Origin of the sequence: Hydrogenophaga sp. PBL-H3 (genome assembly GCF_010104355.1) — a bacterium.
Classification (GTDB): Bacteria; Pseudomonadota; Gammaproteobacteria; order Burkholderiales; family Burkholderiaceae_C; genus Hydrogenophaga.
The window spans coordinates 613,220-627,885 of sequence record NZ_CP044972.1; the positions used below are offsets into that span (position 1 = coordinate 613,220).

Consider the following 14,666-nt stretch of genomic DNA (forward strand, 5'->3'; position numbering starts at 1 on the left):
GGCTCAGTACGTGGCGGTCACGGTGATGGTGTCGGTGTACGTTCCCACCGCCGCGGCGGCGCTGGAAGGTACCCGGCCATACACCGTGAAGGTCTGTTGCAGACCGGTGCCGGTGCTGCTGCGGGTGCTGGTGCCGGCCGTGCCGTCGCCCCATTGCGTGGTGCGGGCAGCATCCTGGAACAGGGCGTATTCGAGGGTGTCGCCACCGCTGGTCATGCGCCGGGCGGCCACGGTGGCGCCGGCGCCGGTGCCCGCGTCCAGCCCCAGCGTGAAGGGTGTGCCCACGGTGCAGATGGCCGAGATGAGCACGCTGCCGTCCTGCTGGATGCCGGGGGTGACCACCCCGAAGGCCAGCGGCACGCCGCCTGCCACGGTGCAGCTGGGCAACACGGTGGCCGTGACGGTGAAGGTCGAGGTGCTGGTCTGGGCCCGGGCGGTCTGGGCAACAACCAGCAAGGTCAGCAGGACCAGGAGGCTCAGGGTGTGCCGCAGGCCCCTGAGGGCCGGATGGGGCAGTGATGCGAGGCGGTTCGTCATGTTCAGATTCCCTTCAGGACAGCGCAAGGCCGGGTGGGTGCCCTGGCGCCCTCCGCGGGTCTTCTCTGGCACATGCAGACTGGATCGGCATGCTGCAGTGCAACCTGTGTGGGGAAAGCTGGATTTTTCGCGCCGGAAATACCCGCCCCGGTTTTGCGGCATGATGATCTGCAACGGTTTTTCCGGGCCTGTCCGGCCCATCCCCAGGAGTTTTGCTTCCCCCATGGCCGCCATCCGACAACGCCAGCGTTCCGTCCATTGGCTGCTGCCCCTGCTGCCGGCTCTGCTGGCTTTGCTGCTGCTGGGGCTGCTGGTGATGGCCACCGACCGGATCGTCGGCAGCGAGCTCAAGCGCCGTGCCGAGTACCGCGTGGAGCAGACGGCCCAGCTGTACGCCGACCGCATCGAACGCGTGCTGGCGCGCCGCGCCGTCGAGCTCGAACTGGTCGCCCTGCTGGCCGGCACCGACGTGCCGCCCGATCTGCTGCGCTCGGAGCTGGACCGGCTCAAAGCCATCACCGATGCGTATGTGTGGATCGGTGTGACCGATCTGCAGGGCGTGGTTCGCCTGGCCACCGACGGCTTGCTGCAAGGGAACACGATCGGTCAGCGCCCGGTTTTCATCAACGGCAGCCAGGGCCTGTGGTTTGGCAGCTTTCATCCGCCCAAGGCGCTCATCGAGCCGCTCAGGCGCGCCAATCTGCCGGTGCCCGCCGAGCTGGCCGATCTGGCGATGCCGGTGTTGGGGGCCAACGGCTTGCTGCGCGGCGTGGTGGCGGCGCACCTGGATGCCAGCTACTTCGACGACCTGCGCAAGGAGGCCCTGGGGCCCGAATCCGCGCAGCGCTCCTTGCAGCTGGCCCTGATCGACGAAAAAGGAGCGCTGCTGCTGGGGGCGCTGCAACCCGGCATGGGTGAGACCTGGCGCGACGCGCTGACAGCGGAGCCCGACAAGCAGCTGGTGCACCAGGGAAGCGATGGCCGGCGGCACGTGCTCTCGCTCAACCCGGTGAACCCGGCGGACTCGAGTCTGCGCCCCGGGTGGCGGGTGGTGGCCAGCCAGCCGCTGGACGCGGTGCTGTTGCCGGTGGCGCAGTTGCAGCGCACCGTGCTGCTGCTCGGCGGTGCCACCGTGCTGATCATGGGAGCGGTCGGCTTCTGGCTGTCGCGCCGGCTGGCGCGCCCCTACAGCCAGATGCTGGACGCCGTGGCCGACCAGCTCGGCCCACAAACCACCGACACCCCCGACACCTACCTGCGGGTGATTGCCGAGCAGTTGCGCCGCCTGCCCAAGCCCGACACGGGCGAGTCGCGCGGCGAACAGATGCTGGTGCAGGTGTTGCACGACACCAGCCGCCTGCTGGCCGTGCTGCAGAACCTGCCCGCGCCGGTCTATCTGGCGGACGATGATTTTCGCGTGGTGTTCTGGAACCTGGCGTGCGAGAAGGTGTTTGGCTGGACGGCGGCCGAGGCGCATGGCCGACACGTCTCCGAGCTGCTGCCCAGCGCCTCGGGTGGGACCGAGCGCGAAGCCGTTCGCGCCGAGGTCGCCGCGGGCCGCGGGCCGTGGGAATTCGTGGGCCACATGCTGCGCCGCGACGGCAGCGAGATGTGGGGCGAGTGGCGCCTGATCAAGGTGCTTGGGGTCGATGGTCGCTCGTTCGGCGTGATGGCGCAGGTGCACGACCTCACGGCCGAGCGGCGCGTGCGCGAGCAGGGAGAGGTGTTCGCGGCGGTGATCAACTCGGCCAGCGATGCGGTCATCAGCGTCGATGTCGAAGGCTGCATCAGCCTCTTCAACCCCGCCGCCGAGCGCATCTTCGGGCGCCCGGCCGACACCATGATCGGCCAGAACCTGGACGTCCTGCTGCCCGGTGCCGACCGTCACCACCACCGGGGTTACATGCAACGGTTTGCCGATTCCCGCGCCACCACCCGCCCCATGGCCGCTGGCCAGGTGCGTGGCCTGCGCGCGGACGGCCAGGTGCTGGAGCTGGAGGCGTCCATTTCGCAGGTCACGGTGCGCGGGAAGAAACTGCTCACGGCGATCCTGCGCGACGTGACCGAACGGGTGCGCGCGGAGCAGGCCATGGACCAGTACCGCACGGAACTCTCCGATCTCGCGCAGCGTCTGCTCGACCAGGAAAAGGTCACCACCCAGCGCCTGGCCCAGACCCTGCACGACAAGCTGGGCCAGACCTTGAGCGCCACCCGCTTGTCGTTTGACCTGTTCAGCCGCCGCGCGGTCGACCAGCTCGAACCCCGTGAGCAGGACCGCATGCGATCGATCGGCCAGCTGATCGTGCAGGCCGTGCAGGAGGTGCGCCAGGCACTGGTGGAACTGCGCCCGCCGTTGCTGCAGGAGCTGGGCCTGCAAGCCGCGCTCGACAACGAGGTGCGGGTGCGCTCGGGCGAGGCCGAGTCGGTGGTGCTCACGCTGGATGTGGGCACGAGCACCGAAGGACTGCGCTGGCCCGCCGAGGTGGAATACGCGGCTTTCATGATCGCGCGCGAAGCCACCGGCAACGCCCTGCTGCACGCCTCGGCCAGCTCGATCGAGCTGCACCTCGAAGGCAGTGCCGACGAGCTTCGCTTGTGGGTGAGCGACGACGGCATCGGGCTGCACGACAGCCTGAGCTTTGGCCGCCCCGGGCACCTGGGCATGGTGGGCATGCGCGAGCGGGCGCTGGCCATCGGCGGGCATCTGGCGGTGAAGGCATCGCCCACGGGCGGCACCGTGATCTCGCTGGCGTGGACACGAGTTGTGGGTGATGCCCGCACCGGTGTCATTGACTGAACACTTTTCTGCACTAATCTGAACCCATGAGCGACATTTACCTCATTGATGACCACGCGATGGTGCGCGACGGCCTGCGGGCCGTGCTGGAGGACGCGGGGCACCACGTGGTGGGTGAGTCCGACCAGCCGACCCATGCGCTGTCGGAAGTGCTGCGCCTCTCGCCCAGCGTGGTGCTGCTGGATCTGAACCTGGGTCAACGCTCGGGCTTCGAGGTGCTGGAGCAACTGCACAAGCGCAAGTCCACCGCGCGCACCATCGTGTTGACCATGTCGGCCCAGCCGCGCCATGTGGCCGAGGCCTTGCGCCTGGGCGCAGCCGGTTATGTGCTCAAGGGCTCGCCGGCCAGCGAGGTGCTCAAGGCGGTGGAGGCGGTGGCCTCGGGGCGCAAGCACCTCGGTCCCGAAGTGGCGCAGCTGGCCATCGAGGTGATGACGCAGGACGCCGCGCCCACCCCGATCGACGCGCTGTCCGGGCGCGAGCGCCAGGTGATCCAGCTGGTGGTGCGTGGCCTGACCAGCGTGGCCATCAGCGAGCAGTTGCACCTCTCACCCAAGACGGTGGAGTCGTACCGCAGCAGGATCATGGCCAAGCTCGACGTGCACGACGTGCCGGCGCTGGTGCGCCTGGCGATCCGCGAAGGCCTCATCAGCGCCGACGACATTTGAGACTTTTCCTCACACCTGGAAACAGGCGGGCCAGCCTCGCGGTGCGGGGATCGGGCAGACAATCGACACCATGACCTTCAAGCTTCACGAACTCGACTACGAACCCAGCGATCTGCATGTGACCATCTCCGAGCTGATGGTGGCCTCCGCCGACCAGTCCGACGACATGCTGGACCGCACCATCACCGAGGTGCTCAGGACGCTGCGCGACCGGTTGAAGATGGACGTGGTCTTCTGCTCGGAATTCGTGGACGGACGGCGGGTGTTCCGCCAGGTGGCGACCACCGATGTGCGGCCGACCATTTCCGTGGGTCAGTCGGACGGTCTGGAAGAAAGCTGGTGCCAGCGCGTGGTAGACGGCCGCCTGCCGCGTTACCTGGCCGACGCCCGGCTGGACCCGGTGGCCAGCGTGTTGCTGGAGCCACTGCCGTTTCCCATCGGCACCCACATCAGCACACCGATCGTGCTGAAGAACGGCGAGGTGTATGGCACCTTGTGCAGCTTTTCCTTCAGCCCGCACGACAAGCCGAACCCGGACGACCTCAGGACCCTGGAGATGACGGCCAAGCTCACCGCCATGCGGCTGGACGGTCGCAACGTGATGCCCGCACCGACCGAGATTCCCTCCTGGGATCTCAAGCCCAAGTGAGTTCTGACGGGCCTGCTCGGGCGGCCGGACCCTGACAAAAAAGACGCACCGCCACGCAGGCTTTTGTCCGATACTGAAATTCAGAGCCGCACCCGCAGACCCCGCGTGGTTGGCCCGCGCGGTCGCTGATTGCCCTCCCTGTGTCCCTTCCCCAGCGAGACGCCATGGACAACACGTCAGTTTCCCCCGAACGCACCACCCGCGCTGGTGACCTGTACGACCTCGTGCCGTGTGGACTCGTCTCCATCGACGCGGAATTGCGCGTGGTCCACATCAACCGGACGCTGATCGGGTGGTTGGGGCTGGATGAGCGCGCTTTCAAGGAAGGCCGGCCCACGCAGGCCACGGATTTCCTGAGCCTCGTGGGCCTGACCGATGCGCACTCCCGTGCTTTGCTGGGTTCGTACCTGGCCATGCTCTCGCGCGGCGGCCTGGGTGCGCCGCTGGAGCTGGACATCCCCGGTCCGAACGACCAGGTGTTCCGGGCCGAGATCGGCACCCACCCGGTGCTCGATGCCAGTGGACACTTTCTGTGCGCCAGCGCGGTGGTGCTCGATGCCACCGCGCGCAGCGAAGCCGAACACCAGGTGGCCCGGCTCAGGCGTGAGTTGGAGCAGCGCGTGACCCGGCGCACCAACCAGCTGGTGGCGGCGAACAAGGACATCGACGTGTTCTCGCACAGCGTCTCGCACGACCTGCGCGCGCCCTTGCGCCACATCTCCAGCTTCGTGGCGCTGGCACAGGAACGCCTGGGCCCCAACGGGGACAGCCAGCTGCTGCAGTACCAGGCCTCCATCGCCAAGGCCAGCAAACGCATGGGTCTGATGATCGAGGGCTTGCTGGAATACGCGCGCATGGGGCGCGTGTCGCTGGCGCGCCAGCAGGTGCCCCTGAGCCCGCTGGTGCATGGCGTGGTGCGGCACCTGCAGGCCGAACACCCGGCGCGCTCGATCGAGTGGGTGATCGACGACGACCTGCCCCAGGTGCGTGGCGACGCGATCCTGCTGGCCGAGGTGTTGCGCAACCTGCTGGACAACGCGGTGAATTTCACGCGCGCCAAGGCCGAGGCCCGCATTGAAGTGGGCCAGTGGACCGACAGCACCGGCGAGCGGGTGGTGTTCGTGCGGGACAACGGCGTGGGCTTCGACCTGGAGCACGCGCCCAACCTGTTTGCCCTGTTCCAGCGGCAGCACCACTCCATGGACTACGAGGGCATCGGCACCGGTCTGGCGCTGGCGCAGCGCATTGTGGAGCGCCACGGCGGGCGCATCTGGTGCGAAGCGGCGTCCAGCGCGGGCTGCACCTTTGCCATCAGCCTGCCCGCGCAGGTCATCGACCCCGAGAGCGAGTTCGGCCGCCTGCAGGCTTGAGGCGGCCTTCGCTCAGAAGCGCCGCGAGAGCTCCACGCCGGCCGACAGCGATCGGCCCAGGCCGGGTTCGAAGAAGCGGCTGTTGCCGTCGTTGACGATGACCGAGCCGGCGTGCTTCTTGTCGGTGAGGTTGTCGATGCGCACGAACTCGCGCCAGGTCCAGGCGCCGGTGGTCTGTTCGAAGCGGGCGCCGATGCCGAACAGGGTGTGCTTTTCCGCCAGCGCGGTGAGGCGGTTGTTGGCGTCGTTGGCAAACACGCTGCCGGTGTGCCGCGCCTCCAGCGTGAAGACGCCGCCAATGCCCGAGGCCAGGGCCGGTGCCCACGCCAGCTGCGCGAAGAGCTGGTGTTCGGGCAGGCCCGGCATGCGGTTGCCGGCGGGAATGCTGGCGGTGCCGCTGCCGTAGCGCGCGCGCAAGTAGGTGTAGGCGCTGCTCAGCGTGACGCTGCCCATGCTGTACTCGGCCGAAAGCTCCAGGCCCTGGCGATGCGTGTTGCCGCCGTTGGTGAAGGTGGCGCGCCCATCGATCGTGCCGGCCGAGACGATCTCATCGCGGGTGCGGATGTCGAACAGGGTTGCGTTCCACAGCCCTGCTGCGTTGCGTCCGCGCAGGCCGATCTCTGCGCTGGTGCTGCGCGATGCATTGAGGTCGGTGTTGAGGCCGGCACCGCCATCGCTGCGGTACGCCGCTTCGTTGAGGGTGGGTGTTTCCAGGCCCCGCCCCACGGAGGCGAAGGCCTGCAACTGGGGCGCGAGCTGCCAGCGAGCGCCCACCACCGGCAAATAACCGCTGAAGCTCACGCCACCGCTCTGGTCTCCGTTGGCCAGAAACGCGTCGGACGATGCGTAGCGCGCGTTGACCCGGCGCAGTCCACCTTCGAGCGTCCAGTCCTTTTTCTGCCACGAGGCGCGCACATAAGGGTCGAGCGTGGTGGCGCGGTTGGTCTCGTCGCGCCGCAGAGCGCCTTGCACACCCAGGGTGCGGTTGGGGGGCGTGCCGATGAAGTTCTCGTAGCCGCGGCGCAGGTCGGTCTGCCGGTCGCCGGCCAGGCCTGCGCTCAGGTCCAGTTCGCCACCTTGCCACTCGCGTTGCAGGCGCCAACGCGCATTGAAGCCCCAGTAGTCGCGGTCCAGGTCGATCACGCCGCCGGAGCTGCCGGCCACGCCGATCTGGTTGACCGGCGGTGTCGACTGGAACTGGATCACCCGACGCTGGCCGGCGTAGCCCATGAGCTCGATCTTGTGCCCGTTGCCCAGCGCCTGGTCCCAGGCCAGGCCAGCCTGCGTTTGCGACACCGACTTGCGGGTGTTGTACTGAATGGGCTGGATGGCGGTCTGCCCGGAATCGGCATCGAACTGGGCGCGGCTCAGCCCCTGCGGGTCCAGCGCAAACGCACTCTGCCGGTTGAACACGATGGTGGTGCGCCCGCCTTCATGGGCGCGAGAGAGTTTGGCGTTGGCCGTGCTGCGGTGCGCGGCCGACTGCGGGCGTGCGCCGTCGGTGGCGAACTTGCCCACGTCCAATGTGTACGACCAGCCGGGCGCTTCTGCCGTGCCGGTCTGGCCAGTGGCCTGGGTCGAGAAGCGCCACAGGCCGTTGGCACCCGCCGCCACACCCGCGCGCAGTTCACCCGGCTGGCCACCGTTTTCGGTGTAGAGCAGGATTGCCCCTCCGCTGGAAGCACCGTAGAGCGCCGAGAACGGCCCGCGCACGACCTCGATCCGCTCGGCGCTGCCCAGCGGGAAGTTGGCCGCCTGGCCCGAGCCGTCGGGCGCGCTGGCGGGGATGCCGTCCACAAACAGGCGCACGCCGCGCACGCCGAAGGTGGAGCGCGCGCCATAGCCGCGAATGGAGACCTGCAGATCTTGTGCGTAGTTCTCGCGATTGCGGATGACCAGGCCCGGCACGCGTGCCAGACCTTCGGAGAGGTTGATCTGGAGTTGGCCGTCGCGCAGCTCGCGGCCATCGACCACGTCCACCGTTGCGCTGCCTCGCCAGCGCTGCTCGGTCGAACCGCTGCCAGTGATGACCACCGGCGCGAGCGCACCGCCATCGGCGTTGGCGGGTTGGGGGGCGGTCTGGGCGTGCAGCCAGGCGGGCAGCACGGCCAGGGGAAAAAGAACCAGGGAGCGCACTTGCATGATGGATGAGGGCTTGGATATCAGGGAACTTGAACGCTGATCTGCAGCGACGAATACCAGGCGGCGAGATCGTCGATCTCGGTGTCGGTCAGGGGCTTGGCGATCACGCCCATCACCTCGTGGGTGCGCTTGCCGCTGCGGTAGTTCTTGAGTTGTTCGACGAGGTAGATGGCGGGCTGGCCCGCCAGGTGTGGCGCGTTGGGCATCATCGACATGCCGGTGGGGCCGTGGCAGACGGCGCAGGCCGACGCGGCCTTGGTGCGGCCCACCATGGGGTCGGCAGCAGAGGCGGTGCCAACGCTCAGGGCGGCGGCAATCAGGATGGAAATTCGCATGGGAAAGGACGGTCCGTTCAAGCGTGAGGCAGCGCAGGCGGCCCGCATGGGCCGCCTGCGCGAGGGATCGGGCGAAGGGCCCCGATCAGTTCGGCGAGTAGGTGACGCGGTAGATCGCACCGACGTAGTCGTCGGAGATCAGCAGCGAGCCGTCTTTCATGGGCGCCACGTCCACCGGACGGCCCTTGTACACGCCGTTGCCGTCGAGCCAGCCCTCGGCGAACACCTCGGCCTTGCCGGCCGTGCCGTTGGCGTTGAGCGGGATGAAGTTGATCAGCGCGCCGGTGGCCTGGCTGCGGTTCCACGAGCCGTGCGAGGCCACGAAGATGCCGCCCTGGTACTTGGCCGGGAACTGCTTGCCGTTGTAGAAGGTCATGCCCAGCTGGGCCTGGTGGGCCGGGAACTCCACTTGCGGGAAGACCGCGTTGGCGGGTTCCTTCATGTCCTTGAGATCCGGCGCGGCGGGCGAGCCTGCCACCTTGTACTTGCCGTTCCAGTAGGGGTAGCCGAAGTGCTCACCCACCTTGGTGGCGCGGTTGAGTTCACCTGGCGGGATGTCGTCGCCCAGGCCGTCGGTCTGGTTGTCCGTCCACCACACCGACTTGTCCTTGGGGTTGATGTCCATGCCGACCGAGTTGCGCATGCCGCGCGAGAACACCTCGCGCTTGGAGCCGTCAAACGCGTTCATGCGGACCACACCGCCGATGCCGATCTTGTCGTACAGGTCGACCTTGTTGGCGGGCTGCACGTTGTGCGGCTGACCGAGGGTGACGTAGAGCGTGCCGTCGTCGGCCACGCGGCAGGTGCGCGCGCCGTGGTTGTACGACTCCTCTTCCACCGGGATCAGGCCGCCCTGGGGCACCACCTCGATCACCGCCACGTCCGGGCCCTCGTAGAAGAACTCGGCGGCGGGGAAGTTGAGCACGCGGTTGTGCTCGACCACCACCAGGAAGCCGTCCTTGGTCCAGCACACGCCGTTGGGCACCTTGAAATTGATCGACGGCGCGAAGGGCTTGACCTCGTCGGCCGTGCCGTCACCGTTGCGGTCGGTCACGGCCCACACACGGGTCTTGCGCGTGCCCACGAAGAGCATGTTGGTGGAAGGGGCCACTGCCATGTGGCGCGCGTCGGGCACCACGGCATAGAGCTCGATCTTGAAGCCCGGGGGCAGCTTCACGGCCTTGAGGTTGGCGCGGATCGCATCGGCATTCTTGCCTTCCTGCGGTACCGGTGGAATGTTCAGGTCGACGCCCGATACCTTCATCTGCTTGAGTGTGGCCAGGTTGTCCTTGCCGGCCTGCGCCAGGGCGCCCGTAACCATGCCGCAGGCCATCAAGGCCAGCAACAGCTTCTTGCTTGTCATGCTTGTCTCCTCTGTGTGATTTAAGTCTCGAAAACTACTTTTCGAGAAAATCATTCTGGGGGGAAACAGGGGCTGCATGCAAGCCACATGGGCGGTGTGGGATTGACTGTTGCGCCGCTCAAAACGCCTGTCAGCCGTGATAGAGCAGGTGCTCCACCCCCTGGGGTATCCGGTCCGGGCTCAGTCAGGCACCACCGCCGTCACCTCAATCTCCACCTTCGCCCGCGCTTCCACCAGCGCGCTGACCTCCACGCAGGTCATGGCGGGGAAGTGCTTGCCCATCACCTCGCGGTAGGCCTCGCCGAGTTCGCGCAGGCGGTTGTTGTATTCCACGCGGTCGGTGATGTACCAGGTCATGCGCACCATGTGCTGTGGCCCCGCGTCCGCGCAGGCCAGCACGTCGCGGATGTTGAGCAGCGCCTGGCGCGTTTGCGCAATGAAGTCGTCGCTCTCGAAAGTCTGGCTGGCGTTCCAGCCGATCTGGCCGCCGACGAAGACGTGGGTGCCGCGCGCGGCGATGCCGTTGGCGTAGCCTTTGGGGGTGGCCCAGCTGGGCGGTTGAAGAATTTTCATGTCAGGCTGGATTTTTTTTCAGTGGGTTGTGCGCGCTTGCTGGCGCAAAGCGAAACGCTGCAGCTTGCCGGTTTCGGTGCGAGGGAGCTGGGTCAGGAAGACCACCTCGCGCGGGTATTTGTAAGGGGCCAGGCTGTGCTTGACGTGGTCTTGCAGCGCCTTCACCTGCGCGGCGTCGGCGGCATGTCCGGGCTTGAGCACCACGAAGGCCTGCACGATCTGCCCGCGCTCGTCATCGGGCTTGCCCACCACGCCGCACTCGGCCACGGCCGGGTGTTCCAGCAGGGCGGCTTCCACCTCGGGGCCGGCCACGTTGTAGCCGGCGGTGATGATCATGTCGTCGGTGCGGGCCTGGTAGAAAAAGTAGCCGTCGGCATCCATGCGGAAAGCGTCGCCGGGGTGGTTCCAGCCGCCTTTTACGTAGTTCGTCTGGCGCGGGTCGTCGAGGTAGCGGCAGCCCGTGGGGCCGATCACCGCGAGCTTGCCCACCTCACCCACCGGCAGTGGCTCACCGGCGTCGTTCACCACGCGGGCCTGGTAGCCCGGCACCACCTGGCCGATGGCGCCGCGTCGCACCGACTCGGGCGGCGAGGAGATGAAGATGTGGAACATCTCGGTGGCGCCGATGCCGTCCAGCATCTCCAGCCCGGTGGCTTCTTTCCAGAGCTGGCGCGTGGCGTCCGGCAGGCCCTCACCCGCGCTCACGCTGATGCGCAAGTTGCCGATGCCGTGGGTTTTGGCGAACGCCGCCATCTGGCGGTAGAAGGTGGGCGCGGTGTAGCAGATGGTCGCGCCCACGCGGGTCATGAGTTTCACCATGCCTTCGGGCGTGTAGGGCACGGACGGGAAATACACCGATGCACCGGCCCACATGGGAAACACCAGCAGGCCACCCAGGCCGAAGGTGAAGGCCAGCGGCGGTGAGCCCATCACGATGTCCTCGGGCGTGGCGCGCAGCACATGGCGCGGCCAGGTCTCGCAGGCGGCCAACACGTCGCGGTGGGTGTGCACGGCGGCCTTGGGCGTGCCGGTGGTGCCGGAGGTGAAGGCGAGCAGCGCGATGTCGGTGGCGGCGGTGGGGCAGGGCGCGCTGTGCACGCACTGGCGCTGGGCCAGGGCTTCCAGCGAGTGCGGCACGTCCGCGTCTGTCGTGTTGAACACCAGCAGTGTCATGCCGGCGGTGGTCGGGTCGGCCGCCAACGCGGCCTTGAGTTCGTCCTGCAGTTTCACATCGCACAGCGCCAGCACGGGTTGCGCCTTCTTGAGGATGGCGCCCAGCTCTTTGGCGCGCAGCAGCGGCATGGTGGCCACCGCCACCAGCCCGGCCTGCACCGTGGCCAGCCAGGCCAGCGCCATGGCCACCGAATTGCCGCCGCGCAGCAGCACGCGGTTGCCGGGCACGAGGCCCAGTTCCACGGTGAAGACGTTGGCCATGCGGTTGACCTCGGTCTGCGCCTGCGTGTAGCTCAGCGTGCGCTCGTCGCTGCGAAACAGTGGGCGATCGGCGTGGCCGGCTTTGATGGCACGCTCGAACAGCGCCTGCACTGCATTCACTTGCGCGGGCAGTTGCAGCTCGGGCCGGTCGAAGCGCAGCTCGGGCCATTGCTCGGGCGGGGGCAGGTGGTCGTGCACGAAGTGGTCGGCTTGTGCGCTGGGGATGAGGCGTGTGGGCATGGTGGTGTGCATTCAGGAAGACCGCAGTGCTGCCTTGCCCAGGATCAACAGTTGCACTTCGCTCGCACCCTCGTAGATGCGCAGCGAGCGGATGTCGCGGTACAGGCTCTCCACCTTCTGGCCCACCTGCACGCCGCGCCCGCCGAACATCTGCAGCGCCATGTCGATCACGCGCTGTGCGTTCTCGGTGGCGGTGAGCTTGGCGGCTGCGGCGGCCGTGGTGTAGGCCGGCGTGCCCATGCCTTGTGTGGTGCTGCAGTCGCGCTGCCAGGCGGCGCGGTAGGTGAGCAGGGCGGCGGCGTCGATGAGGGCGCTCATCTCGCCCAGGCGCGCTTGTGTGAGCTGGAAGTCGGCCAGGGTCTGGCCGAACATCTTGCGGTGCTTCGCCTGCGCGACCGCTTCAGCGAAGGCGCGGCGCGCCATGCCGAGCGCGGCCGCGGCCACCGAGGCGCGGAAGATGTCCAGCGTCTGCATGGCGAGCTTGAAGCCGCCGTGCAGCGAGCCCACCATGGCGTCGGTGCCCAGCGCACAGTCGGCAAACCGCAGCGTGGCCAGTGGGTGCGGGGCCATCACGTGGATGTGTTCGCTGCTGTCCAGGCCAGGCTGCGCTGCATCGACGATGAAGGCGCTGATGCCGCGCGCACCAGCCTGCGGATCGGTCTTGGCGAACACCACGTAAAAATCGGCCAGGTCGCCGTTGCTGATCCAGGTCTTGGTGCCGTTCAGTGTCCAGCCGCTGGTGGTCTGCACGGCTTGTGTGGCCATGGCCGCCACATCAGAACCGGCGTCGGGCTCGCTCAGCGCGAAGGCCGCAATCTTCTGGCCGCTGGCCACAGCGCTCAGGTACTTGGCTTGTTGTGCGGGCGTGCCCGCGAGCGTGATCACACCGCTGCCCAGGCCCTGCATGGCAAACGCAAAGTCGGCCAGGGGGGAATGGAAGGCGAGCGTCTCGCGCAGGATCACCAGCGAGCGCGAATCGAGCGCCGGCAGTTCGCCGCCGTGGGCGGCAGGCACGCAGTAGCGCAGCCAGCCCGCTTCACCCAGGCGCGCCACCCAGTCCTGGCAGGCGGCGCGGTCGTCGCTCTCGTTCACGTGTTGCAGCGCGGCCCAGTCGGCCAGGCGCGGCGCCATGGCGCGGTGGTGCGCGTCGAAGAAGGGCAGTTCCCACTGCGCTTGCGGTGGGTGCATGCCGTGGGGGTGTTCGAAGGCGACCATGTTCAATCTCCTTCAAACACCGGGCGCTGCTTGGCAGCAAACGCTTCGTACGCGCGCTTGAAATCCTGCGTCTGCATGCAGATCGCCTGCGCCTGCGCTTCGGCTTCGATCGCCTGGTCCAGCGTCATGGCCCATTCCTGGTGCAGCATGGTTTTGGTCATGCCGTGCGCGAAGGTGGGGCCTTGCGCGAGTTGGGTGGCGAGCTTGTGCGCGGCGGGCAGCAGCGCGGCGCTGTCGTGCAGCGCGTTGAAGAAGCCCCAGGCGTGGCCTTCGGTGGCGGTCATGGCGCGGCCGGTGAACAGCAGCTCGCTCGCGCGGCCCTGGCCGATCATGCGCGGCAGCAGTGCGCAGGCACCCATGTCGGCGCCGGCCAGGCCCACGCGCGTGAACAGGAAGGCGGTGTTCGTCGTGGGCGTGCCCAGGCGCAGGTCGGAAGCCAGCGCCATCATGGCGCCGGCGCCGGCGCACACGCCATCGATCGCGGCCACGATGGGCTGCGGGCAGGCGCGCATGGCGCTCACCAGCGCGCCGGTCATGCGCGTGAAGGCCAGCAACTCGGGCATGGTCATCTTCGTGAGCGGGCCGATGATCTCGTGCACGTCGCCGCCGGAGCAGAAGTTGTCGCCCGCGCCGGTGAGCACCACGGCCTTGATGTCGGTGCTTGTCTGCAGGGCCAGAAACCAGTCGCGCAGTTCGGCATACGACTCGAAGGTTAGCGGGTTCTTGCGCTCGGGCCGGTTGAGCGTGACGGTGGCCACGCCATCGGCGACGCTGAGCGCGAAGTGGCTGGGGCGTGCATCGGCCATGGCGGAGTACTGGCCGCGCATGGGGTTGTGGTCGGGGATGGGGTGTTTCATTCTTCGATGCGCTGGTTGATGTCGAGTTGATGCGCTTTCACCTTGCCCAGCAGCTTGTGCAGGCTCTCCAGGTCGCGCGGGCTCAGGCCTTCGAAGGCGTCCACGATCCAGCTCTCGTGCTGGCGCGCCATTTCGGTGAAGGTCGTGCGGCCGTGCTCGGTGAGGGCCACGCGAAACGCGCGGCGGTCGCCGTCCACGTCCAGCCGTTCCACCAGGCCTTCGTTCACCAACTGGTCGGTGATGCCGGTGACGTTGCCGCCGGTGACCATGAGCCGGTGCGAGAGCTCCTTCATCTTCAGACCCTCGGGGTGGCGTTCGAGCTGGGCCATGAGATCAAAGCGCGGCAGCGTGGTGTCGAACTGCTCGCGCAGGCCGGCGCGCACGCGTTTTTCAATGAGCTGCGAGCAGGTGAGCAACCGCAGCCACAGGCGCAACTCGTGCGCGTGTTCGCTGTGGGCCCGGGCTTCCAGATCCAGGGGTGAATCG

General features: G+C 67.7%; 13 protein-coding genes. 4 read left to right on the plus strand and 9 right to left on the minus strand.

Annotated elements, in window-relative coordinates:
• Positions 1–3: 3 nt before the first annotated feature.
• Positions 4–537, minus strand: a complete 534-nt coding sequence (locus tag F9Z44_RS02980; protein WP_159603443.1) for a Csu type fimbrial protein — start codon at positions 535–537, stop codon at positions 4–6.
• Between the two features lie 223 nt (positions 538–760).
• Between F9Z44_RS02980 and F9Z44_RS02985 the strand changes: the two genes are divergently transcribed.
• The 4 genes from F9Z44_RS02985 (at position 761) to F9Z44_RS03000 (ending at position 6,021) form a co-directional block, all read left to right on the plus strand.
• On the plus strand, positions 761–3,334 hold the full coding sequence (locus F9Z44_RS02985) for a sensor histidine kinase (RefSeq protein ID WP_159603445.1): 2,574 nt from the start codon (positions 761–763) through the stop codon (positions 3,332–3,334).
• Positions 3,335–3,360: 26 nt separating this feature from the next.
• On the plus strand, positions 3,361–4,002 hold the full coding sequence (locus tag F9Z44_RS02990) for a response regulator (RefSeq protein WP_159603447.1): 642 nt from the start codon (positions 3,361–3,363) through the stop codon (positions 4,000–4,002).
• A gap of 70 nt (positions 4,003–4,072) precedes the next feature.
• Positions 4,073–4,651, plus strand: a complete 579-nt coding sequence (locus F9Z44_RS02995) for a GAF domain-containing protein (RefSeq protein ID WP_159603449.1) — start codon at positions 4,073–4,075, stop codon at positions 4,649–4,651.
• A gap of 164 nt (positions 4,652–4,815) precedes the next feature.
• Positions 4,816–6,021 carry a sensor histidine kinase gene (locus F9Z44_RS03000; RefSeq protein WP_159603451.1) on the plus strand — a complete coding sequence of 402 codons (1,206 nt, stop codon included), beginning with the start codon at positions 4,816–4,818 and terminating at the stop codon, positions 6,019–6,021.
• Between the two features lie 12 nt (positions 6,022–6,033).
• Here F9Z44_RS03000 and F9Z44_RS03005 read toward each other — a convergent pair whose 3' ends face one another.
• The 8 genes from F9Z44_RS03005 to F9Z44_RS03040 all read right to left on the minus strand — a co-directional run bounded on the left by F9Z44_RS03005 (position 6,034) and on the right by F9Z44_RS03040 (position 14,656).
• Positions 6,034–8,163: a TonB-dependent receptor family protein gene (locus F9Z44_RS03005; protein WP_159603453.1), complete on the minus strand. Its 2,130-nt coding sequence runs from the start codon at positions 8,161–8,163 to the stop codon at positions 6,034–6,036.
• Positions 8,164–8,183: 20 nt separating this feature from the next.
• Entirely contained in the window at positions 8,184–8,498 is a 315-nt protein-coding gene (locus tag F9Z44_RS03010) for a c-type cytochrome (RefSeq protein ID WP_159603455.1), read from the minus strand.
• Positions 8,499–8,583: 85 nt separating this feature from the next.
• A complete protein-coding gene (locus F9Z44_RS03015; RefSeq protein ID WP_159603457.1) occupies positions 8,584–9,861 on the minus strand; it encodes a PQQ-dependent sugar dehydrogenase in 1,278 nt (425 codons plus the stop codon).
• A gap of 180 nt (positions 9,862–10,041) precedes the next feature.
• Complete coding sequence (locus F9Z44_RS03020) at positions 10,042–10,434, minus strand: RidA family protein (RefSeq protein WP_159603459.1); 393 nt, start codon at positions 10,432–10,434, stop codon at positions 10,042–10,044.
• A gap of 18 nt (positions 10,435–10,452) precedes the next feature.
• Complete coding sequence (locus tag F9Z44_RS03025; RefSeq protein ID WP_159603461.1) at positions 10,453–12,108, minus strand: AMP-binding protein; 1,656 nt, start codon at positions 12,106–12,108, stop codon at positions 10,453–10,455.
• 12 nt (positions 12,109–12,120) lie between these two features.
• The gene (locus F9Z44_RS03030; protein WP_159603463.1) at positions 12,121–13,323 is read right to left on the minus strand and encodes an acyl-CoA dehydrogenase family protein; all 1,203 of its coding nucleotides are present in this window, start codon (positions 13,321–13,323) and stop codon (positions 12,121–12,123) included.
• A 2-nt stretch (positions 13,324–13,325) separates the two neighbouring features.
• Positions 13,326–14,180, minus strand: coding sequence for an enoyl-CoA hydratase family protein (locus F9Z44_RS03035; protein WP_159603465.1), 855 nt, complete (start codon positions 14,178–14,180; stop codon positions 13,326–13,328).
• Entirely contained in the window at positions 14,177–14,656 is a 480-nt protein-coding gene (locus F9Z44_RS03040) for a MarR family winged helix-turn-helix transcriptional regulator (protein WP_159608557.1), read from the minus strand. The genes F9Z44_RS03035 and F9Z44_RS03040 overlap by 4 nt, the downstream gene beginning before the upstream one ends.
• Positions 14,657–14,666: the final 10 nt, after the last annotated feature.

What these genes read in the sequence shown, in the direction of transcription:
- F9Z44_RS02980 (WP_159603443.1), bottom strand. Translation starts at nt 537, where the DNA reads ATGACGAACCGCCTCGCATCACTGCCCCATCCGGCCCTCAGGGGCCTG.
- F9Z44_RS02985 (WP_159603445.1), top strand. Translation starts at nt 761, where the DNA reads ATGGCCGCCATCCGACAACGCCAGCGTTCCGTCCATTGGCTGCTGCCC.
- F9Z44_RS02990 (WP_159603447.1), top strand. Translation starts at nt 3,361, where the DNA reads ATGAGCGACATTTACCTCATTGATGACCACGCGATGGTGCGCGACGGC.
- F9Z44_RS02995 (WP_159603449.1), top strand. Translation starts at nt 4,073, where the DNA reads ATGACCTTCAAGCTTCACGAACTCGACTACGAACCCAGCGATCTGCAT.
- F9Z44_RS03000 (WP_159603451.1), top strand. Translation starts at nt 4,816, where the DNA reads ATGGACAACACGTCAGTTTCCCCCGAACGCACCACCCGCGCTGGTGAC.
- F9Z44_RS03005 (WP_159603453.1), bottom strand. Translation starts at nt 8,163, where the DNA reads ATGCAAGTGCGCTCCCTGGTTCTTTTTCCCCTGGCCGTGCTGCCCGCC.
- F9Z44_RS03010 (WP_159603455.1), bottom strand. Translation starts at nt 8,498, where the DNA reads ATGCGAATTTCCATCCTGATTGCCGCCGCCCTGAGCGTTGGCACCGCC.
- F9Z44_RS03015 (WP_159603457.1), bottom strand. Translation starts at nt 9,861, where the DNA reads ATGACAAGCAAGAAGCTGTTGCTGGCCTTGATGGCCTGCGGCATGGTT.
- F9Z44_RS03020 (WP_159603459.1), bottom strand. Translation starts at nt 10,434, where the DNA reads ATGAAAATTCTTCAACCGCCCAGCTGGGCCACCCCCAAAGGCTACGCC.
- F9Z44_RS03025 (WP_159603461.1), bottom strand. Translation starts at nt 12,108, where the DNA reads ATGCCCACACGCCTCATCCCCAGCGCACAAGCCGACCACTTCGTGCAC.
- F9Z44_RS03030 (WP_159603463.1), bottom strand. Translation starts at nt 13,323, where the DNA reads ATGGTCGCCTTCGAACACCCCCACGGCATGCACCCACCGCAAGCGCAG.
- F9Z44_RS03035 (WP_159603465.1), bottom strand. Translation starts at nt 14,180, where the DNA reads ATGAAACACCCCATCCCCGACCACAACCCCATGCGCGGCCAGTACTCC.